At 54.3% G+C, this 20,986-nt stretch carries 15 protein-coding genes and 1 pseudogene; 14 read left to right on the top strand and 2 right to left on the bottom strand.

The annotated features are described in order from the left end of the window. The first annotated feature begins 77 nt into the window (after positions 1 to 77). The 10 genes and pseudogenes from ACR0LN_RS13810 (at position 78) to ACR0LN_RS13765 (ending at position 10,868) form a co-directional block, all read left to right on the top strand. Positions 78 to 2,291: a TRAP transporter permease gene (locus ACR0LN_RS13810; protein WP_480430388.1), complete on the top strand. Its 2,214-nt coding sequence runs from the start codon at positions 78 to 80 to the stop codon at positions 2,289 to 2,291. A gap of 4 nt (positions 2,292 to 2,295) precedes the next feature. Continuing rightward, complete coding sequence (locus ACR0LN_RS13805; RefSeq protein WP_480430387.1) at positions 2,296 to 3,534, top strand: NAD(P)/FAD-dependent oxidoreductase; 1,239 nt, start codon at positions 2,296 to 2,298, stop codon at positions 3,532 to 3,534. 28 nt (positions 3,535 to 3,562) lie between these two features. Beyond that, a complete protein-coding gene (locus ACR0LN_RS13800; RefSeq protein WP_480430385.1) occupies positions 3,563 to 4,303 on the top strand; it encodes an aspartate/glutamate racemase family protein in 741 nt (246 codons plus the stop codon). A gap of 37 nt (positions 4,304 to 4,340) precedes the next feature. Further along, positions 4,341 to 5,069 carry a TSUP family transporter gene (locus ACR0LN_RS13795; RefSeq protein WP_480430383.1) on the top strand — a complete coding sequence of 243 codons (729 nt, stop codon included), beginning with the start codon at positions 4,341 to 4,343 and terminating at the stop codon, positions 5,067 to 5,069. Positions 5,070 to 5,085: 16 nt separating this feature from the next. Beyond that, positions 5,086 to 6,102: a D-cysteine desulfhydrase family protein gene (locus ACR0LN_RS13790; protein WP_480430382.1), complete on the top strand. Its 1,017-nt coding sequence runs from the start codon at positions 5,086 to 5,088 to the stop codon at positions 6,100 to 6,102. 38 nt (positions 6,103 to 6,140) lie between these two features. Next, complete coding sequence (locus tag ACR0LN_RS13785) at positions 6,141 to 6,485, top strand: RidA family protein (RefSeq protein WP_480430380.1); 345 nt, start codon at positions 6,141 to 6,143, stop codon at positions 6,483 to 6,485. Positions 6,486 to 6,594: 109 nt separating this feature from the next. Continuing rightward, positions 6,595 to 7,228: pseudogene (locus ACR0LN_RS13780) on the top strand (IS6 family transposase); the annotation flags it as partial. A gap of 380 nt (positions 7,229 to 7,608) precedes the next feature. Continuing rightward, entirely contained in the window at positions 7,609 to 8,826 is a 1,218-nt protein-coding gene (locus ACR0LN_RS13775) for a c-type cytochrome (protein ID WP_480430377.1), read from the top strand. Between the two features lie 37 nt (positions 8,827 to 8,863). Continuing rightward, positions 8,864 to 10,195 carry a sulfite dehydrogenase gene (gene soxC / locus ACR0LN_RS13770; RefSeq protein WP_480430376.1) on the top strand — a complete coding sequence of 444 codons (1,332 nt, stop codon included), beginning with the start codon at positions 8,864 to 8,866 and terminating at the stop codon, positions 10,193 to 10,195. Then, on the top strand, positions 10,182 to 10,868 hold the full coding sequence (locus ACR0LN_RS13765) for a c-type cytochrome (RefSeq protein ID WP_480430375.1): 687 nt from the start codon (positions 10,182 to 10,184) through the stop codon (positions 10,866 to 10,868). Before soxC ends, ACR0LN_RS13765 begins: the two co-directional genes overlap by 14 nt. 380 nt (positions 10,869 to 11,248) lie before the next feature. Here ACR0LN_RS13765 and ACR0LN_RS13760 read toward each other — a convergent pair whose 3' ends face one another. After that, positions 11,249 to 12,112 (bottom strand): MBL fold metallo-hydrolase, encoded by an 864-nt coding sequence (locus tag ACR0LN_RS13760; protein WP_480430374.1) that lies wholly within the window; start codon positions 12,110 to 12,112, stop codon positions 11,249 to 11,251. Positions 12,113 to 12,242: 130 nt separating this feature from the next. On the opposite strand from ACR0LN_RS13760, the gene ACR0LN_RS13755 reads away from it, so the two are divergent. The 3 genes from ACR0LN_RS13755 to ACR0LN_RS13745 all read left to right on the top strand — a co-directional run bounded on the left by ACR0LN_RS13755 (position 12,243) and on the right by ACR0LN_RS13745 (position 16,929). After that, complete coding sequence (locus ACR0LN_RS13755; RefSeq protein ID WP_480430373.1) at positions 12,243 to 13,145, top strand: LysR family transcriptional regulator; 903 nt, start codon at positions 12,243 to 12,245, stop codon at positions 13,143 to 13,145. A gap of 972 nt (positions 13,146 to 14,117) precedes the next feature. Beyond that, a complete protein-coding gene (locus tag ACR0LN_RS13750; protein ID WP_480430371.1) occupies positions 14,118 to 14,543 on the top strand; it encodes an ester cyclase in 426 nt (141 codons plus the stop codon). A 325-nt stretch (positions 14,544 to 14,868) separates the two neighbouring features. Beyond that, positions 14,869 to 16,929 (top strand): adenylate/guanylate cyclase domain-containing protein, encoded by a 2,061-nt coding sequence (locus ACR0LN_RS13745; protein WP_480430370.1) that lies wholly within the window; start codon positions 14,869 to 14,871, stop codon positions 16,927 to 16,929. A 382-nt stretch (positions 16,930 to 17,311) separates the two neighbouring features. On the opposite strand, the gene ACR0LN_RS13740 is transcribed toward ACR0LN_RS13745, so the two are convergent. After that, positions 17,312 to 18,871 (bottom strand): class I adenylate-forming enzyme family protein, encoded by a 1,560-nt coding sequence (locus ACR0LN_RS13740; protein ID WP_480430369.1) that lies wholly within the window; start codon positions 18,869 to 18,871, stop codon positions 17,312 to 17,314. Between the two features lie 493 nt (positions 18,872 to 19,364). Between ACR0LN_RS13740 and nhaC the strand changes: the two genes are divergently transcribed. Next, the gene (nhaC, locus tag ACR0LN_RS13735) at positions 19,365 to 20,837 is read left to right on the top strand and encodes a Na+/H+ antiporter NhaC (protein WP_480430367.1); all 1,473 of its coding nucleotides are present in this window, start codon (positions 19,365 to 19,367) and stop codon (positions 20,835 to 20,837) included. The last annotated feature ends 149 nt before the right edge of the window (positions 20,838 to 20,986 follow it).

Raw genomic sequence — 20,986 nt, 5'->3', positions numbered from 1 at the left:
TACCTTACTGACACTTGTCGTCGGTGCCCCTGCGCGGGGCACCGTACTCTGGAATTATGCGAAATCGGGGGGCCATCATGTCCGAGACCCAGAAACTTGATGACCACGAACTGACGGCCGAAGAGCTGGCGGCCATCGAAGAACAGTTCGACGAAGGTGCCGCTGTCCGACAGGTCACACCCGCCGCGGGCAAGGTGCTGCGCGTTGTTGCCCTGATCCTTGCGTTCTACGAATTCTTTACAGCCGGTTTTGGCCTTCCCGCCGACCATTGGCATATGGGCATCTATCTGGCGCTGCTGTTCATTCTGGTCTACGCGACAATTCCGATTATTGGCTCCAAAAGCCTCTATGCGCTCAAGGTCAGCCGGTTCCGGATCGGCAACATCCCTCTGTACGATTTGGTCTTTATGGCGCTGGGGATCATCGCAGCGCTGTATGTTGGGGTCGCCTGGCGCGGCATTCCGTTTCTGGGGATCGAGGAACAGACGTTCCGAATGGGCAACCCGAACACCTATGACGTGGTTTTGGGCGTAATCATCATCCTGCTGGTTCTGGACATCGCGCGCCGCACGCTGGGCTGGGTGCTGCCGCTCATCATCTGTGTTTTTATCTCATACGCCCTGTTGGGTCCGTATTTCCCCGGCCTGCTGCAACATCCCGGCGTGAACTTCAAAACGTTCGTATCGTCGATGTATTTCCCGCAGGAAGGCATCTATGGCGTCACCCTCTGGGTCGTCTCGACCATCGTGTTCCATTTCGTCCTCTTCGGCGTCATTGCGCAGCGCACGGGGCTGGGACAGTTGTTCATCGACAACGCAACTATTTTGGCGGGCCGTTATACTGGCGGTCCGGCAAAAGTGTCGGTGGTATCCTCGGCGTTTTTCGGCACGATCTCGGGTTCTTCGGTGGCAAACACCGTTTCGACCGGAGCGCTGACAATTCCCAACATGAAGCGCCTTGGATACCCCGGCCATTTTGCGGGCGGCGTCGAGGCCGCGTCTTCTGCCGGGGGCCAGATCACCCCACCGATCATGGGAGCCGCCGCCTTTATCATGGCTGAGTTTCTTGAGGTTCCCTATACCACCATCGTCATCGCCGCGATATTCCCAGCGATCCTTCACTACGTCGGAGTCTTCGCGGTGGTGCACCTGATGGCGCGCAAGCTGAACCTGCAGGGTCTGGCGAAAGAGCAACTGCCGCAGCTCAAAGCCGTCTGGGCCGAAGGTTGGGCCAACATCGTACCTCTGATCGGTCTGCTGGTCGTGCTGTTCACAGGTTACACGCCGTTCATGTCCGCCTTCTGCGGTATCTCGCTCGCCGTTATCGCAGGCATGTCGCGCATCAAGCAGCCACAAACGCTGATCTATGCCGCGGCGTTCCTGGCCTTTGTGCTGTGGAAATTCTCGGATGGCGGATTCGATCTGACCATGACGCTGATCTTGTGCGGATTGTCGGTGATCGCCACGCTGAACCCGCAGAAACGCATCGAAGTGCCCGAGATGCTGCAAGCGGTTGAATTGGGTGTGAAATACTCGCTGGCGGTAGGTGCCGCTGCGGCTGCGGTCGGTATCGTCGTGGGTGTGATCAACACAACCGGTATCGGTTTCCGCATCGGGTTCATGGTTACACAGGGCGCGGGCAACTTGGCGGCAGATCTTTATAACATGATCTCGTTCGGCAGCTTCCAACTGTTCGCCATGGAAGACCTGCAACTGTTCATCTCGTTGGTCTTCATTGCCATCGTTTGCATCCTGATGGGGGCAGGCATCCCCACGACGGCCCTGTACATCATGCTGGTCTCGGTCGCGCAGCCTGCGCTGGCGCAGTTGGGCGTTCCACCCATCGCGAGCCACCTGTTCGTGCTGTACTATGGTGTGGTTTCCGAGATCACACCTCCGGTCTGCACCTCGGCTTATGCAGCAGCGGCCATTGCGAATTCTAATCCGTTCCGAACTGGTTTGTCCGCCTTCACCCTTGGGTTGGGCAAGGTGATTGCACCGATGGCTTTTGTCTACGCACCGGTCTTGCTGTTCGTGTCCTCAACCGGGTTCAATTTGTGGGAATTCACATATACCGCGACCAGCTGCATAGCCGGTGTTATTGCCCTGTCCGCTGCAGTCGTGGGTTACTGGCTGAAGCCACTGAACCTCGCGTCGCGTGTTCTGATGGCAATTGCGGGTGTGATCTTCGTCGCGCCCAGCCTGACAGCGGACCTAATCGCGCTGGCCGTGGCCTCGCCGGTCATCGTCACCCAGTTGATCGCGCGCAACCGCAGCCAATCCCCGGCCTGATACGATGACAGAACAAGTGACCATCATCGGCGCTGGGATCGTCGGCATCTGTTGCGCCCTGTCGCTTCAGGAACGCGGCATACCGGTCCGCCTTGTTGACCGGGGCGATCCGGGGCAAGAAACTTCGTTCGGCAACGCAGGTGTTGTGTCACCCTGGTCGATCATTCCGCAGGCAGTCCCAGGCATTTGGAAAAAACTTCCTCAAATGCTGTTGGACCCCAAAAGTGCACTGTCGGTTCGGGCGTCATTCTGGCCGAAGATGATCCCGTGGGGGCTGCGCTTTCTGGGAAAGTCCGGCGAAAAGTCCGTGCGCGAAGTTTCGGATGCGATGGAGATTTTGTGTCGCCCGTCCATTGATCTGTATCGCCGACATCTCCAAGGCACTGGGTACGAAGAGCTAATCGCCGACAGCTATTATATCCACGCATTCCGTAACGCAGACCAGGCCGACCTGGATGAGCTTGGCTATCAAATTCGCCGGGAAAAAGGAGGAGAGTTGGAGCGTGTCGATGGTGCTGAACTGCGGCGCTTGGAACCTGCACTCTCAGAGGAGTTCAAGGCGGCGATTGTGATCAAGGGCCAGGCGCGCGCAACTTCGCCGGGACGTTTGGGTGCTGTTCTGGCCGACAAGGCGCGTGCGCAAGGGGCCGAATTTGTGCGAGCCGAAGTCAGCAATCTGGTCCGCGCTGAGGATGGCGCCTGGCAAATTTCCACGTCGCAAATCACGTTGAATGCGCACCAAGTCGTCCTTGCTGCCGGAGTGTGGTCTGCCGAGCTGTTGAAACTATTGGGACTCCCCGTGCCCCTTGTCGCCGAGCGGGGTTATCATGTTGAGTTTCCAAACCCGACCGCTGTACTGAACAATTCGGTCATGGATGTGGATGCAAAGGTCGTTGCAAGTTCGATGCAGGGCGGCCTGCGGGTCGCGGGTACGGCTGAATTTGGCAGCGTCGATGCCCCAGCAGACCCTCGAAAGGAACAGATACTGACCGATCAGGCCAAGTCTTTGGTGCCGGACCTGAACACAGGCGAAGCACAGTTCTGGATGGGCCGACGTCCTTCGTTTCCCGACAGCTTGCCTGCGATTGGACCGCTCAATGGCCACGGCGGGCTCTACACCGCGTTCGGGCATTCTCACTACGGCCTGATGATGGCGCCTAAAACAGGGGAACTTGTGGCGGATCTCGTGTCTGGTCGCAGCCCGAACATAAACCTGGACCCATTCTCGCTGACCCGCTTCTAAATCTCCAATTCGAAAGGACCTGAGCACCATGCCAATTTACGAAGGCGGCCAAAACATCTGCGGGGCTTCGATCGGGGTTTTGTGCCTTGAGAGCTATTTTCCGAAACCACCCGGGCATATCAAGAACCCGTCCAGCCTTCCGTTTCCGGTGCTGTATGAAATGATCGACGGCATCACTGTGCCTACCCTGCTGAACAACCCAACGCCCGAGCTGCTGGCACCGTTTATTGAAGGAGCAAAAAGGCTTGAGGCAGAGGGCGTGCGCGCCATCACGGGAAGCTGCGGTTTTCTGGCCTTGTTTCAAAAGGAACTCGCCGCAGCCGTCTCTGTACCTGTCTTCGCATCCAGCCTGATCCAGGTGCCTCTGGCATTCCACATGACCGGGGCGAATGCTCCGGTTGGCGTGCTGACCGCCGATGCATCAGCGCTGACGCCAAACCATTTCGAAGGTGTCGGGGCGGCTGATATTCCCGTTGCGGTGCAAGGGTTAGAGGATACCAGCGAATTCGCTGAAGTGATCTTGCGGAACTCGCGGACCCGCATGGACACAGATTTGATCGAGGCCGAAGTGCTTGAGGCGGCGAGGCGGTTAAGAAACAAAGCGCCGGAAATTCGGTCGCTGGTACTGGAGTGTACAGATTTGCCGCCCTATGCCGCGCGCCTTCAGGAAGATCTGCAGCTGCCAGTCTTCGATTTGACGACACTGGCGCAGATGGCGCATACCGTTGCGACGCGCAAAAACTATGCTGGCATCATGCCTTGGGCGTAAAGGGACAGCGGTATCGCGCGGGACATGGGGGATATAAGTGTCCGTTGATTTTGCCATCTTATTGGGCGCCCTTGGCCTTGGCGCAATGCTGCAAGTCGGCGTTGGCATAGGGTTCAGCATCATCGCAGGGCCACCGATGATGATCTTGCTTGGTACATCGACAGCAGTTCCGGTACTGCTGCTGTTGAATACTATCGTTTCAGTGGTGGCGACTGATCGGCACGTGCTGAATGCTAATATTCGGACTATTCGAACGGCAATTCTCGGATGTCTTGGCGGGGTGGTTGCGGGCCTTGCGGTCTATCCGCTGTTGAGTGAGGCATTTGTCCTTGCGCTGACGGGCAGCCTGTTGCTGATCGGGCTTCTTACGACCTTGCTACCCGTGCGTCGCCCAATTGGAACGGCAGGATTTTCAGTTGTATCAGGATTGGCTGGACTGGCGACTGTTTGGGCGGCGACACCGGGTCCTCTTATGGTATTCGGGTTGATCGCGCAGGGGCGCTCAGCCAAAGAAGTCGCAAAGCTGGTTCAACCCATTGCGCTCGTGGCCTACGGTATCGCATTCCTATTGCACAGCCTGTCAGAGGCGCAGGTGATCGCTTTTGGGTCGCAACTATGGGGCTATGTCGCGCTCACACTGATTGGCAGCGTCCTGGGTCGCGCCGCTGGCCCTCATTTACCACAATCCCTCGTAACAACAGCTATCCGCGTGGTTTCGTTGATCGCCTGCGGTGTTCTCTTTCATCGCGCATTTACAATTACGTAAAATCGAAGGACCGACGATGACGCAAAAAAACATCTTGGACGGATTTCCACGAGCGAAACTCATGGCGGGTCCAACACCTTTGGAACGCTTGGACAGGTTGTCTTCGGAATTGGGCATCGACCTCTGGCTGAAACGCGACGATCTGACCGGGCTTGGGTTCGGTGGAAACAAAACGCGGCAGCTTGAGTTCTATTTCGGTGATGCACTTCAACAAGGCGCCGATACCATTCTGATCACCGGTGCAGTTCAGTCCAACTTTGTTAGGTCCGCGGCAGCCGCTGCCGCCAAATTGGGCATGCAATCTGTTCTGCAATTGGAGGAGCGTGTGCCGGACATGGGTGAAGAGTATTACAGCTCGGGAAATGTGCTGCTGGCAAAGATTTTGGGTGCCGAACACATGAGTTATCCCGAAGGCGAGGACGAAGCCGGTGCAGATGCTGCGTTGCACGCGCGTGCAGATGAACTGAAGGCTCAAGGACGCAAGCCATATGTCATTCATCTGGGGTTGAATCATCCACCATTGGGCGCCTTGGGCTATGTCGTTGCTGGACAAGAATTGTGTCATCAGATGCCGGATTTCGACGCGGTCGTCGTACCTTCGGGTAGTGGAGCCACACATGGAGGTCTGTTAGCCGGACTAGTCTTGGCAGAAAAAGCCTCGACAGTCTTCGGCGTCTGCGTGCGGAGGGATCGTGATCAGCAAAGGGCCCGGATGAATACCGTTTTGCAGAAACTGGCGGATCTGCTGGACATCGACGCAGCACTATTGCTGGACAGGATCAACGTGCTGGATGAAGCGCTGCCTCCAGGTTACGGGAAACTAAGTGGAATGACCCGCGCGGCCTTGGAAAAAATGGCGCGCACTGAAGGTATCTTCCTTGATCCCGTCTATTCCGCAAAAACCTTTGCGGGGTTGTTGCATTTGGTGAGTACGGGAGAAATCCAATCCGGACAGAAAGTTGTCATGTTGCACACAGGCGGGTTGCCAGCGCTCTTTGGGTACCAAAACGAATTGGTAAACGATCTATCATAAATCCAACCTAATATTCACTGAAAGGGATGACTCGAAGCATGACCATCACTCGGATCGAAACAGGCCAGCGCATGAGCCGGATCGTCAAACACAATGGAATCGCCTATCTATGCGGCCAGACCTCGGACGCACCTACAGTAACCGAACAAACACGCGACATCCTGGCTAAAGTTGAAGACTTGTTGACCAAAGCCGGCAGCGACAAGACCCGTATTCTGAAATGCGAAATCTGGCTGGCTGACATGGTAGATTTTGCCGAGATGAATGCTGTTTGGGACGCTTGGGTGCCCGAAGGCCACGCTCCTGCCCGCGCCTGCGGAGAGTCCAAACTGGCCCGCAGTGTTTTGAAAGTAGAAATGATTGTGACGGCAGCCTGTGACTGAATGCCATCGGGGGCAATTGGTAGGATTAGCGAAGCGCTGTTAGAAAGGCCGTGTCTAAAGAACTTGGCTTAAGGCGGGAAGGGCGCATTCTTGGCCTTAGTAAACGAATAAACGATCGCCATTCAAGTTTTTCAAAACTAGTTCCGAAGTCTTCCACCCAGCAGTCATGTTGCACGTTCGGTTCCCCCCGCTCGTTCCGAAATGTTGACGGTCTGCAGCATGAGCGCAGGGTGGAGGTTAGTCATGAAACCATACGCTACTTTTGGAGCCGTTTTGTCCCCGTATTCGCGTCGGAGATCCGGAGAAAACGGGTCCTACAGTTGCGGGCCTATTGAAAAGCGAAATGGCATGTCGACGAAGTGTTCTTGAAGATAAATGGCACGCGGCACTTACTGTGGCGTGCACTCGACCATAGAGGCGAAGTGCTTGAAGCCATTGTCGCCAAACGACGAAGCAACCAGACAGCGTTGGAATTCCTTGAGAAATTGATGAAGCGACACGGCACTGTGGATAAGGTTGTCACGGATCGGTTCACGTCATAAAGGGCCGCGCTCAGAGAACTGGGTGCAACATAAAATCAAAGCACGGGCAAGTGGCTTAACAACCGGATTGAGAACTCACACCTCCTTTTCCGACGAAGAGAACCGAGATGCAGCGTTTCAGGCGTATCGAAGTCTGCAGAAATTAGCCGCGTTCATTTCACCGTCTACAACCACTTCAATTCGGGGCGAACTCTCGTCAATCTATACTCCTTAGATTGATTTGGCCCGCTCGTGCCGAATGGCGCGATCCTTACGCTGCAAAAAGGACTGCTCTCCTGGCCTTGCTCAGATTGGTTCAAATTTGCCTGAAAGCACCAATTCAACTACCGCAAGCCCCAAAAAATGCACCCATCGGTGCCTGAAACTCTAGTCGGAAATTACGCAGAATATTGGGTTATTCACTTATAAATCCAAAAAACAAGAAACCGGAAAACGTATAACATAACAACGCACCCAAGACAGATATGTGCAGATGTGGTAATGCTTTAGCATCGCCTTCAATTTTCGAAATCAAACTGAATAGTCGAAATATAACTATGGTGCGCTTTTTAAGAGTTATTGTTCTAGCTTCCATATGCGCAATGATACTGATCGTTGTTTTCTTTTGGCTGTGGGCTGTACCCAGTGTTGAGAACCGCCCGATAGCGACCGATGCCGAAACCGTCGCGCGAGGGCAATACCTGACCGCAGCGGGCGACTGCACGTCTTGCCATACTACCGAAGGCGGAGCCGCGTTTGCAGGCGGACTAAAGCTTAATACGCCGTTCGGTGGGGTATATTCCGCTAACATCACCCCTTCTCAAGATGGTATCAAAGGAATGACCTCGGCTGAATTCTATCAAGTCCTTGCGTATGGGTCTTATAGAACATTTCGACCGCTCTATCCGGCAATGCCATACCCGTCATACCACCTTGTGACACGCGAAGATTCCGACGCGATGCTTTCTTTTTTAATGACGCAGGCGCCGGTTGAGCAAAGCGTTCCAAAAAACGAATTGCGTTTTCCCTTCAATATTCGACAGCTTGTTCTTTTTTGGAATGTTCTATTTGCGGCGCGTGGGACATACGAACCTGATGCGTCTCGAGATGCGGTTTGGAACCGAGGTGCCTACCTGGTCGAAGGTCTGGGCCATTGTGGGGCCTGCCACACGCCACATAACATGTTTGGCGCTGCAGAGCATGACCGGGCGCTGGCCGGAGCGCCGCTTGTGGACTATGAAGCCCCTGATATTCGACCCGGGGCACTGAAACGGCGCGGGTGGACTGCAGAGTACCTGGTCGAATTCTTCGAAACGGGCAGGGGGCCCAAAGGCACTGCATTCAAAGAAATGTATCTGGTGGTGAAGAATTCGCTGTCGCAATTAACCGATGAAGACCGAATAGCCATTGCCACCTATCTTTTGGATTTGCCATCTGCCCCGATGGCCTATGGCACCGTTGGATTGGCCGCCGCTGATGGTGAAACTGCTGAAACATATCCCGAGGGGCGGACATTGTATTTGAACAATTGTTCGATGTGCCATGGCCCGCGCGGTAAGGGCGTGAAAGATGGAGCACCGCCACTGGCAGGCAACTCCACGCTTGCGCAAATTGGGGGCCGAAACATGCTCTATGCAATCGTCAACGGTTTTCCTGACCCCAAATCCGTGCCCAATTCCAGCCCGATGCCCGCATTCAAGGAACGTATGACACCGACACAGATCGCGGAATTGGCCAATTTTCTCCGATACGCATTCGCTACGGAAACGCCGGATCTGCCCAAATTTACCGATGCCGACATCGAGGCGATATTGAAATAGGTGGCACCGACCCCGAACGGGAAAAGTGGAATTTGATATGAGTGATGATCAAGACAAGCAGGCTAAGCCCAGTGCCGATCTTACGCGGCGCCGTGTGTTGACCAGTGGTGCCGGCGTTGTCACCGGCACTGCGGCCAGTTTGATTGCCGGGCTCGGGGCTGAGGGCGCGGCGGCCGGTCCCCTGCAACGCCCTTGGGCAACTGAATTGGGCAATCCGGTCGGAATAAATCCATACGGTCACCCATCATCATTCGAAAAGAAAGTTATCCGTCGCCCAACGCCAACCGAATATGCGCCAAAGGGTTATGTTCCGCCGATGAACGAAGCCTCTTGGACCGGGACGCCGTTGCAGGACCTGCGTGGGATCATCACACCCAATGGGCTGTTTTATGAACGATCACACGGTGGTTATGCGGACATGGATCCGGCAAAGCACAAAGTGGTCATTCACGGGCTTGTCGACCGCAATCTTGAACTCAGCATGGAGGATCTTCGCCGCTTTCCCACTGTCACCACGTTCAGATTTCTTGAATGTTCCGGCAACAGCGATCTGATTTGGGGCAAAGCCACTTATGGCGGGCAAGAAACCTCACCAAATTTGACTGCGCAAGATATTCACGGTCTTCTCAGCTGCGCGGAATGGACCGGCGTTCGACTGTCTGACCTGTTACTTGAGGCAGGTGCCGATACTGAGAGGGCCAAGTGGCTGATTGTTGAAGGTGCAGATTCCGGGGCATTGGCAAGAAGCTTACCGATGGCCCGGGCGCTGGACGATTGTATCCTCGCCTTTGCGCAAAACGGCGAGATGTTGCGCCCGGAACAGGGGTATCCGGTGCGGCTGCTGGCTCCGGGCTGCGAAGGTAATCTGAACATCAAATGGGTGCAGCGGATAGAGGTAACTGACCAACCCCTTTTTGCGACGTTCGAAACCGGTCAATACACCGATCTGCTGAAGTCCGGAAAGGCGTGGATTTCTTCGCTGGTGATGGAGGCCAAGTCTATCATCACCTTCCCGTCAGGAGGTCAGTCTTTGCCAGAAAAAGGGTTCTACCAGATCCGAGGCATCGCGTGGTCCGGACGCGGGAAGATTTCACATGTGGATGTGTCATTCGATGGTGGGCGAAACTGGTCTCAGGCGCAACTGACCGAGCCGGTGATGTCGAAATGCCTGACGGAATTCACCATACCCTGGAGATGGGACGGGAGTGAAACGCTGTTAATGAGCCGTGCCACTGACGAAACCGGCTATACGCAGCCCTTCGTTCAGCAACTCGTCGAAGCGCGCGGCAAGTTTTCATCCTACCACAATAATGGCATCCAGACGTGGCGGGTCGAAAGCAACGGAGAGGTATACAATGCGCAGGGGTAACCTGATTTTCTGTACCATTCTGATGACAATGGCCTCTGGGCTGGCTTTTGCGCAGACCAACGACTGCAATGATCGCCCCCATTGTCTTGGCCAAACAATCTCTGAGACAGAACTTGAGGTTTGGTCCCTTAACGTTTTCCCTGACGGAACCGGACTTCCCGAAGGAACGGGCAGCGCTGAAGAGGGTGGCAAAATTTATATGGACAAGTGCTCGGGCTGCCACGGCGAAAAAGGCGTGGGGGTGAAGGTACTATTGGATCGTGGCGCGTTTCCCACTCTTGTCGGTTCGACGCCGCCTTTGACCGACACCGAAAACTCGCCTGCGAAAACTGTGGGCAGTTACTGGCCGTACCCCACAACATTTTTTGATTATGTTCGCCGCGCTATGCCGTTCGCAACGGCCCATTCACTAAGCGATAGCGACGTCTATGCTCTTACTGCGTATATTTTGGTGCTGAACGACATCCTACCTGCCGGAGCAACGCTGGATCGCAACAGCATGACGAAAGTGACGATGCCTAATGTCGATGGTTTCATTTGCGATGCCCGTCCAGACGTATTTGCCTCCCGCTGCATGTCAAATTGTGCAATACCCGGTGATGATGGTGTGTTGATAGGGACGGACGAAAATTACGGCACGCCGGTTCCGATCACAGACTGCATGGTTCGATAGCGGTCTTTACGAATTTATTTAGTGTTTTGAAGGCCGCTTAAATTTCGCAGATTAGTTTCGTAGAACAAATTCTAAGTAACAACTTTTAGATATATACACTCAAACGAAATTGGATTCAGGACGTCGATCAAAAATCGCCAAACACAAATATTATTTTGCAAAATTGATATCTTAGGCCGCGTTTTAGGCGCGTTTCGAACCCTTAGTGTCAATAACCGCCAAGTATACGAGCGCCGGTTTCTAATCTGGTGGCCTAGGCACTCTAATTCGCCCTCAATATCTGAACATTTTAATGGCAGAGCGTCGGAACTGAAGAACCAACGCTCCGACGTTAGAATTGCAAGGCCGGGCAATCTCGCACCCTGACCCTAACCTCGACCTCAGGGCCAGGAACGTTCGCCCTCGATAACTTGAGCGCTGAGTTCTAGATCTCCCACGTTCTCAAAGTCGGGGTAGGTTTCCCGCATCGTCGCAATCAACTCAGCAGAGTTTTCTGCTTTCTCCGACGCCGTTTCGAACGCTGCGACGTATTCTTTGGTGAAATCGACGATGCTTTGATCCTCGGTGCTTTTACCAATAACGTGCCCCGGAATGATACGGTCAGGGTTGAGCGCGGTGATTTGGTCCAGTGTCGCTCGCCATTTGTCGCGGCTTTCGGGTGTTTGGCTGTCTGCAAGCCAGACGTGGATGTTTTCGTAAAGAATTACACCGCCCAGAACAGTCTTCTCACCGGGTGCCCAGAGGAAGGTGTGGACGGGATCGTGGCCATCCAGACCCACGACCTGAATGTTTTCTCCGTTTACGGTCAGGCTGTCGCCTTTTAGCACGTCCGGGATAATCAACTCGGCCGGAGCATTTTCCTTCAGGATAGGCCCCCAGAAATCATATTTGAGCTGGATCGTCTTCTCGATCCCTTTCACGGTTTCAGGCGTGGCGACGATTTTGACATCGGGATAAGCTGCGCGGATCGTATCAAGCCCGAAATAAAAATCGGGGTCTTTGTGGCTGATAAAAACGGTCGTCAGCGGTTTGCCGGTGGTTTTAATCAAGTTGACTAGTTGTTCGGCATCATCCTTTTCGAACTGCGCATCGACCAGCAGTATCTCGGTGGGCCCTTCGATCAAGTTTGAAGAAACCGGGAAAAGGCTGCCCTCGTTAGGTGTGAAATGGGTGATTTTAAGATCGGCGGCAACCGCAGCCGTCGAAATCATCACAGCTGTTGTGGCGGTCAGGATTGATTTCATCGTCATCTCCGTTGTCAGGGGCAACCTTGAAAGGCTGTCGCGGTTGCCATGTACGCAACAAATAAGGAGCCGATGTTGTCAACTAAATGCGTTTTATATAGACTTAAAGTCAGTTAAAAGTTGACATTAAATGGCTAAGTCAAACCTGAACCGCCTGGAGTACTTTCTGGCAATAGCCGAGGCCGGAACCATCACGGCTGCGGCAGATCGCTTGCGTGTCAGCAAGGCAGTTGTCAGCAAGCAATTGCAGCTTCTTGAAAAAGAGCTGGGGGCTACTTTGATTGTCCGAAATTCCCGCCATCTGAACCTGACTGAAATCGGTCAATCATTTTACGCGGCTGCGCAGGCTTCTGTTGCGCAAGCAGAAGAAGCCTATGCGATGGTGCGCCGCGGCAGCACCGAACCATCCGGGACATTGCGCATCACTGCGCCACTTGATTTTGGCACTGATTATGTTGCCCCTGCCGCGGCGGAATTTCGCAGAATGTACCCCGCAGTAACCATAGATCTGACGCTGAGCGATGCACGCATTGATCCGGTCGAGGCGCGGTTCGACATTGCGTACCGTGTCGGCTGGTTGGCCGATTCCGCAAACATCGCCAGTAAACTTGGGGCCTTCAGGCAGATCGTCGTCGCCTCTGCTAGATTAATCGATGAGTTTGGCGACCCCAAAACGCCAGGCGATTTGGCGAATTTCCCATTTATCGAGCATCAAGCATTATCTGCTCCGCTCCGATGGCGGTTTACAGCGCGCGCCGGCAACTCGGTCGACGTTGAAATGACGCGTGCCCTGTCAGCGGACGTAACGCCAGCAATCAAATCGATGACACTTGAGTCTGCGGGTATCTCTATCCTTCCAGACTTCTATGTTCGAAAAGAGCTTGCGGAAAAATCCCTTGTCCAGCTTCTTCCGGACTGGACCCTCCCGTCCGGAGGGATATACGCAGTGTACCCGCCAACCCAGTACAGATCGGCCGCCACACAACGGTTTTCGCAACTTGCTGCCCAGCACATCCGGAAAGAACTGACATAAGCAGCGACATTGAAACCAGCATTGGGCAAAATAAACAGCGAATGCCCGCATTGTGGTTCCCGGTTGATGTTGAATACGGGTGCAGCAGGATCGGTCAACGCCCGTATCAGACAAACTGTTTTGCCGCATCGATCGATTGTTCTGAGTTCCGCACTGGGCTGGATGTATGGACAGCCCACGTCTTTAGATTTCCACGTTTTCAGAGATAGCCAACGCATCTTCGATCTCAGCCTCAAGAGAGCGGACTGTGTTGTCCATTATGGTATGAGCGAGCAGCCGCTGAACAGCTCGCAGGCTGCCGGTCTTTTTGTGGAAGTGTGTAACCTTTGTGCGCCGCATAGAATGTGTGCCTTAAGAAGTAAGGCCCAGCCCGATGCAACTCAACTAATCCCTTGCGAGGCGGGCAGCCTGACGCGTCGATATGTGCAGACGTTCGTAAACCCGCTGGGTCAAAGGTATACTGATCCGACCATCAATGGTTCCTCCATCCAGTGCGCGTGCAATTTTTCGTGCCATCCGAGATTTCGAAACGCGTCGGCCTCTGCGATTTAATTTGAATGATCGAAGCGGCCTCTTGGATGTGACAGGAGACGTACACATTGGCTACCTTGAGCTTCACTAAATCACAACTTCGCTGCATGTTTTCAATTGCAAGATTGAACAGCGTCAGGTCTCTGAGGTTTTCGGCGATCACAAGGCGAACGTGGATGGACCGGACGGGCTTAGGCATAATGGGGCGTTTTGGAGGATGACACGATTTTTTCAGGCTGGCAGGCAGGCTCAAATGGCAGATAAATCCGCGTTGTCATGGCGGTTATTCCCTTCCGCCTCTCCCGTCTCAACGCCAATTCGTCGTTGGCGCTGGACTATATCACCGAAGCCCGCGTTGGGTGTTAAGGTCTTTGGTAGGCCATTAGCACGCGAGTTCGCGATATGATGTTTGGAGCAAATCACCAATGTTGGGGAGACTTCATGACGCTGTCTGATCTTATCAAGAGATTTTACCACGAAGTATGGAACGTCGCGGACAATGATTGCGCCCGGGAAATCCTACACCCAAAGTTCGATTTTCGCGGGAGCCTCGGCCCGAAGCGCTCAGGACCAGATGAATTTATTCTTTATATGGAAGAGGTTCGAGCGGCTCTCCCGGATTTTCAATGCAATATTATTGAAATCGTCGATGCAGGAGAAAACGCAGCCGCTCGAATGTCTTTCGTCGGCACTCACCAAGGCAAATTTTTCGGGGTTGACGGAACACAGCAACGGATCGAGTGGTCCGGTGCAGCGTTCTTTACTTTAAGAGGCCAAAAAATCGGGAGCCTTTGGGTTCTGGGTGACATAGATTCAATCAAGAGACAATTGAATGCTCACCCGAACGAAGCGTTCCTCGATCCATAGACTTAACGTTTTTTTGCGCCGACTGGACACTAAATCGTTGGATCATCTGCATCTGCGGCCAATGTCATCCTTTGATGAGCACACCACGCCGTCGGAGCGGCAGGGCCTAGCTCCGCTGCGGGCCACACCTTAATCTGCGCGAAGCGTCTGGAAAACGCTGCAAAGATCAAACCCAGCAGATGGTATTCAAGTGTTTACTTGGGCATAGTCCTTTGCTTGTACTTAACAGATACGTGAGTTTTCTGGACTGCACCCAAGAAAGCTTTGCCTTACCATTGGTCTCAATCCAATACTTAAGTGCATGACTTTGTTGTCGGAGATTTAGTTGCGATTTAGCGTGGGCATCGCTGTGTCAATTCTGGTGGCTGTGTCTATCGGGGTGTCGACTTTTATCGTCCATTCGCTGTGGTGGACAACAGCGCGCGACAACAGCCGCATGCTAGCGGCTGAAATCAACGGCCAGATTGCAAATGCCGTCCGCATCGAGGTGGGCGTGACCCTCAGGTCGGCCGAAGCCGCCTGGGCAGCCGTTCGCACTATTTTTGTGCAGAACGTCATCGCGACACGGCAGGCCGACAAGCGAGAGTTTGTTTTTCTGTCACAATTGCAGGCGCAGCCGAATATCTCATGGATTTTCTTCGGCTGGCCAGATGGCAATTTTTTTGCGTCACATCGCTTGGGTGACGGCGGGCTTGAGATGATTGAAATCGACAAGGGTATTCGGGACCGAATGCTTCGGAAGGACCGCTACATCTTCATTCCAGGTGACATCCAGTTCGAAGAACGGACCTTTACCGAAACGTTTTACGATCCGCGCGAACATGCCTGGTTTCAAAACTTCATGGGCCTGAGCTCACCTGGGTGGATCGAAGCTCGCGACCTTCCTGATAGTGACAAAACCATTTACGCCTTTGCCGGACCCATAGACGTGAACCGCACGCGACAAGGGGTTCTGGCCGTTGCAATCGAAACGGATCGTTTGTCGCGCTTTCTTGCTACGCTTGCACCCGGCGAATTCGGCGCGGCATTTATTCTAGACGCCAATGGACAGGTTATTGCGGTACCCGACGCTGAAGCGGATGAGATTACTCCTGCGCGCATGGGCGAGGGCAAGCTTTATGAAGTCGCCATGATGTCAGGTGAAAGGCTATTGGCTGACCCACAAACCAATGCCCCCGGCACTTTGACGAAACGTGCCGTCATCGACGGGGTGCCTTATGCGGTGGCGCTGACACCACTGGGGTTTTACGGCTGGCGCGTCGCCACAGTCATACCTGAAGCGGCCTTTCTTTCGGGCATCGATGAAACGCTGATTAACCTGATTTACGTATTGGTCTTTGTAGTGGTTGTCGCAACCGGGCTGGCGATCTGGCTGATCCGAAGAGTTGTGGCAAATCCATTAGCGCGCATCGCAGCAGACCTTGGAAAAATTGAACGCTTTGACGTCGAACGGATTGCGCGCCGGCCTTCCAAGTTGTCTGAACTTGAAAATCTCTCTGCAGCGACCGCAAGTATGGCTGCGGGCCTGTCTGCATTTCGCAAGTACGTGCCCACCGATCTGGTGCGCATGCTGATCGCCGAGGGTATCAAGACGCAACCAGGCGGAGACATGAAGCAGATCTCGGTGCTGTTTTGCGATGTCACAGGTTTCACGGGAATGTCTGAAAAACTCGGCCCCAAGATCGCCCAACTGATGGAACCGTTCTTCAGCGCGGCCTCCGCGGCTATCACTCAAAACGGCGGGACGATCGATAAATTCATTGGTGATGCTGTGATGGCGTTTTGGGGGGCACCGCGCAATGACGCCAACCACGCTGAAAATGCCTGTCGCGCGGCGTTGGACCTTATCGCTGCCGTGGACGCGTCCGGAATTGAAGATGAGGCAGGCAACCCCCTGCGCATTAGGATCGGGCTGAACAGCGGCGATGCTCTGGTCGGAAACATCGGTTCAAAAGAGCGGTTGAATTACACCGCGATTGGCGATGTCGTGAACGTTGCCAGCCGGTTGGAGGGTGCCAACAAAGATTATGGCACGCTGATCCTGATCGGGCCGGAGACGAGGCGTCAGGCGGCCGACACAATAGTAGTCCGCGAGTTGGACACGCTTACCGTCTTTGGGCGCATCGAAGAACTGGTGGTTTATGAACTAATTGCCATGCAGGATGGGTTTGTCGGGTCTCTTGCTTGGATCAAGCTCTATGAACAAGGCCTTGCACATTATCGGGCAGGGCAGTTCGAAATGGCCGTTGCTGCATTCGAGGCCGCAGACCAGGCACGAAACGGGGATCCCGCCTCAGTCGCAATGATAGCCCGTGCCAAAAGCCTAATGAACAGGCCGCCAACGGAGGACTGGCGTGCCGTTACAAGAACGAAAAAAAAGAGCTAGATTGCATCCGATCAAGTTTGAGCGCTTTGCTCTCGGGGTCTTTCTCAGAAATGATAATCACTGATTGCGCGCCGAAGCGTCAAAGATTTGGGCGGTGTTTCGGGTAAGTATGACAAGTCGCGCGTCGTGTGAATTTAAAACGCTGGGTACATCGCTGTTGCAGAGAATATTCGGAAGATGGACAGCGACAACAGGACATATACACTTGGCCGAGTTCCAAGTTTTGGCCATTTCGTAATTTCTGCAATGTTACCTTACTGAGGCCAAAGGCCATTGGTTCTGGACGCAGCATTCAGCAGTTCGGTACTTATGGTAAGGCGTGATGTTTCCTGATGAGACGGGCGGAAGCCCGGCTGCGGCTGTTGTCGGCCCGCCAAAGTGCTTACAAAACGTGCGCGGGACCGCTCTCTTCTGCCGCCAGTCGCATTAGTGCCACCCGGTCCAGTTTGCCGCCGATTGTTAACGGAAGCGTATTCAATACCTTAACTACATCTGGCGCTTTGTACCCAATCCGCTCCCGCGCGAACTCAATTATCTCACCTGCGCGAACTGGTGCGACTCCCTCGGCCAAACTCACGAACCCCCATACATCCTCGCCATGCATCTCGTCCCGCACCCCAACCACCGCTGCTGCTGCTATGGCTGGATGAGCTGTCAATGCATCTTCAACCTCCGCTGGGCTGATATTCGAGCCGTCATGGACAATGATCTGCTTCCGGCGCCCACGGAACCAAAAATAGCCATCCGCATCCCGCCGCATCAAATCACCGGTGTCGAGCCAACCATCCCGAAACGCCGCCGCGGTTGCCTCCGGATTCTTCCAGTACCCGGTCATCATGCTTGGGCTCTTTACCCAGTGCCGACCGTCCGTCCCTATGGGAACTTCCTCCCCGGCCTCATTGCGAAGTTCTGAGACATATCCCGGATTGTTCAGTCCTACCGCGCCAGCCTTGTCAGCGCCTCCATGCGTGTTGGAATGCGACGTTCCCATTTCGGTCATGCCGTAGAACGATCCAATTGGTACGCCAGCCAGCGCGTCAAACGCTCTGACAATCTTTTGCGAGGGCTTGTCCCCTCCCGCCATCATCGTCCTTAGAGAGCTAAAGTCTTTTCGCACTGCGCCGTGAGACGTAAGCAGTGCCGCCAAGGGGGCAGGCAGGATTTGCGCAATTGTTGGACGTGTCTGCCGCAGCAATTGCAGGAGTTCGTCAGGTGCAAAACTCCGCGCGACGTCTGTCTTGGCGCCAGACCAAAGTCCTGCGAACGTGAGCCGTAACCCGGCGGTATGCGAAATCCACGAGGCAGGTAGTATCACGTCCTGAGAATCCAAACCCAGCCCCTGCGCATTGCTGGCCACCATGCTTCCCATACTGGCATGGCTATGCGTTACACCTTTCGGCTTACCAGTGGTCCCGGAAGTAAAAAATATGAACGCTGGATCGTCCGGCAGAACTGTAGGCAATGCATCATCACGTTCCGCGTCCATAAGGTCCTCAAAGACAAACGCGCCATTTAATTTTCCTGCATGCGCAATTAATCCCACCGGCAACTGCGCTATGCTGGAAACTGCGGACAAATCTTTGACCCGCTCACTATGCACCAATAGCGCTGCTGGCGTCGCCAACCCAAGTGCGTAGTCAACATCTGCAGCTGAGTAACGATAGTTAAGCGGCATCGCCACCAGACCGGCCCGCATACAAGCCAGGTAGTGGATCACCAACGCTCCTCGGTTCGGCATGATTGATGCCACGCGTTCTCCCGGCGCAAGCCCAAGATTCAGGTAACTGTGTGCAAGCCGCGTGCAAGCTGCATCCAACTCACCCCAAGTCAGAGCTCCATCTAACGCAAAGAGTGCTGTCCCATCAGGATTTGCTGACAAACCTCGGCGAAGCAAGTCTGTCATATCTGCCGGTTCTGCCAGCGGCGGTCCGGATACCGGCATGTGCTCCTCCTCAAAGCCAATCCGTTTTAAGGTCTAAACTACACTGCGTGGTCTCAGAAGCCCTCAACCTGTGCAAAATGTTCTGGACAGAACGATCAACGAGTGCGGCACACTCTAGGCGGCTTGTTTCGACGGCGCGGGCGCAACTGACTGCATGTTTCGCGTTCGCAACGAACCGCGATTTCGACAGACCGTGTCGCAGCATCGGTTGGCGCCGCTGGATGACCGGAAGGGGCGAAAGCAACAAAACCATTTCTATTCTAGCAAAAATTGTAGTGTCCTCCGACAAAGTAGGTGAAACAGCCTAAACGTGCGAAAATTTTGGCGTGATCGCTTGATCAACCTTTAACTCATTCGAAGACGTCAAAATCTGACGCCCCAATGTCGCAAATTCTAATAGGATGTGCGCTCTGACCGACAGTCTCACCCAGCCAAACTTGGTTTCTTCCGCAGATCATCACGGTTCTGGATCATTCTGACGTAGGAGACCCATATGTCTGCAAATGAAGACAATATAAGGCAGCCGGGCATTGTTCTGGCCCTTGTTCCCATAGTGCTGACCCTGTGCGTGCTTGGGCTGCAACTTTTCTATTTTGGCGACTTTACCCCGCACATCCCGCTGGCATTCGGGATTGCGATCACGGGGATTGTTGGCCTTACGTTAGGCCACAAATGGCCAAACATCGAAGAAGGCGTGTTTCACGTCATCAACATATCACTACCATCGGTCTCGATACTGATCACAGTGGGCATGATCATTGGTGTTTGGATCGCAAGCGGAACGGTTCCGACGCTGATCTATTATGGCCTCAAAATTTTGTCGCCTGAGCTTTTCCTTGCCGCAGGTATGGTACTTTGTTCCATCGTTTCTGTTTCATTGGGCACGTCGTGGGGAACAACGGGCACCGTCGGCCTTGCGCTGATGGGGATCGGTGCAGGGTTTGGTATTCCAATGTATTGGACCGCAGGTGCAGTGGTTTCCGGTGCATTCTTTGGGGACAAGATCTCACCTTTGTCGGACACAACCAACCTCGCGCCTGCTGTGACGGGGACCAACCTGTTCGATCACATTCGAAACATGCTGCCAACGACAGTTCCTTCGATGCTGATTGCACTGGTGATCTACCTGGTCGTTGGCTTCACACTGATCGACACATCTCAGGTTTCGTTCGACCGTATTCACGCGATTACGACCGCGCTGGATGACGCGTTCTGGATTTCGCCGATCATGCTGTTTCCTGCCGTTCTGGTCATCGTGCTGGCGGTAATGAAACAACCTCCGATCCCTTCGCTGTTTGCAGGGGCCGTCGCGGGTGGTGTCATGGCCATCTTCTGTCAGGGGGCTGGACTGCATGAAACGTTTACCTTCGCCAACAGCGGTTATTCGATCGACACCGGGGTTCCAGAGATCGACCCCCTGCTGAACCGCGGAGGCATTCAGTCGATGATGTGGACTATCTCGTTGGTGCTGCTGGCCCTGGGTTTCGGCGGAGCGCTTGAGCGTGTTGGGTGCCTTCAGGCCATCATCAAAGTTGTCATCGCGAAGGTAAAGACGTTTGCCGGCATTCAAACCTCGGCCATCCTGACATCTGTCGCGACCAACACTGTTGCAGGTGATCCTTACCTGTCGATCGCTCTGCCTGGTCGGATGTACGCGCCGGTCTATCGCGCGATGGGCTATTCCCCGCTGAACCTGTCACGTGCGGTAGAGGAGGGCGGAACACTGGTGTCCCCACTTATCCCGTGGAATGCAGGTGGTGCGTTCGTCATTACGGCGCTTGGCTTGGGTATCGCAGACGGCAACTTCGAGAACTTGCTGTATATTCCGCTCGCATTTGCCTGCTGGCTGTCGCCTGTCATCGGCATCATCTATGCCATGACAGGTCTTTTCTCACCAAAGGCGAGCGAGGATGAAATCCGCTCTTGGGAAGAAAGTGGCGAGCCTGTTGCGCAAATGAGCGCTTAACGTTACTGCACCAACACCAAATGGTGTTGGTGCCTTTCATCCGTCTTGGCCGATACCGGGTGAGAACGGCGGTGAGAAAGTCGACCACGGTAGCGGCGGGATAACCCTGCTGCGGGCGGCGTAAAAGTCGTCCATCTTTGCCCTTCTTT

The organism is Ruegeria sp. AA6, from assembly GCF_056542865.1.
Note: the sequence above shows the minus strand (reverse complement) of the source record. Positions and strands in the feature narration are given on the sequence as shown.

Excerpts from the sequence above, each read along its gene's own strand:
- ACR0LN_RS13760 (WP_480430374.1), bottom strand. The coding sequence starts at position 12,112 with ATGAAATCAATCCTGACCGCCACAACAGCTGTGATGATTTCGACGGCT.
- ACR0LN_RS13765 (WP_480430375.1), top strand. The coding sequence starts at position 10,182 with ATGCGCAGGGGTAACCTGATTTTCTGTACCATTCTGATGACAATGGCC.
- ACR0LN_RS13805 (WP_480430387.1), top strand. The coding sequence starts at position 2,296 with ATGACAGAACAAGTGACCATCATCGGCGCTGGGATCGTCGGCATCTGT.
- ACR0LN_RS13750 (WP_480430371.1), top strand. The coding sequence starts at position 14,118 with ATGACGCTGTCTGATCTTATCAAGAGATTTTACCACGAAGTATGGAAC.
- ACR0LN_RS13800 (WP_480430385.1), top strand. The coding sequence starts at position 3,563 with ATGCCAATTTACGAAGGCGGCCAAAACATCTGCGGGGCTTCGATCGGG.
- nhaC (WP_480430367.1), top strand. The coding sequence starts at position 19,365 with ATGTCTGCAAATGAAGACAATATAAGGCAGCCGGGCATTGTTCTGGCC.
- ACR0LN_RS13810 (WP_480430388.1), top strand. The coding sequence starts at position 78 with ATGTCCGAGACCCAGAAACTTGATGACCACGAACTGACGGCCGAAGAG.
- ACR0LN_RS13740 (WP_480430369.1), bottom strand. The coding sequence starts at position 18,871 with ATGCCGGTATCCGGACCGCCGCTGGCAGAACCGGCAGATATGACAGAC.
- soxC (WP_480430376.1), top strand. The coding sequence starts at position 8,864 with ATGAGTGATGATCAAGACAAGCAGGCTAAGCCCAGTGCCGATCTTACG.
- ACR0LN_RS13790 (WP_480430382.1), top strand. The coding sequence starts at position 5,086 with ATGACGCAAAAAAACATCTTGGACGGATTTCCACGAGCGAAACTCATG.
- ACR0LN_RS13755 (WP_480430373.1), top strand. The coding sequence starts at position 12,243 with ATGGCTAAGTCAAACCTGAACCGCCTGGAGTACTTTCTGGCAATAGCC.
- ACR0LN_RS13785 (WP_480430380.1), top strand. The coding sequence starts at position 6,141 with ATGACCATCACTCGGATCGAAACAGGCCAGCGCATGAGCCGGATCGTC.
- ACR0LN_RS13775 (WP_480430377.1), top strand. The coding sequence starts at position 7,609 with ATGATACTGATCGTTGTTTTCTTTTGGCTGTGGGCTGTACCCAGTGTT.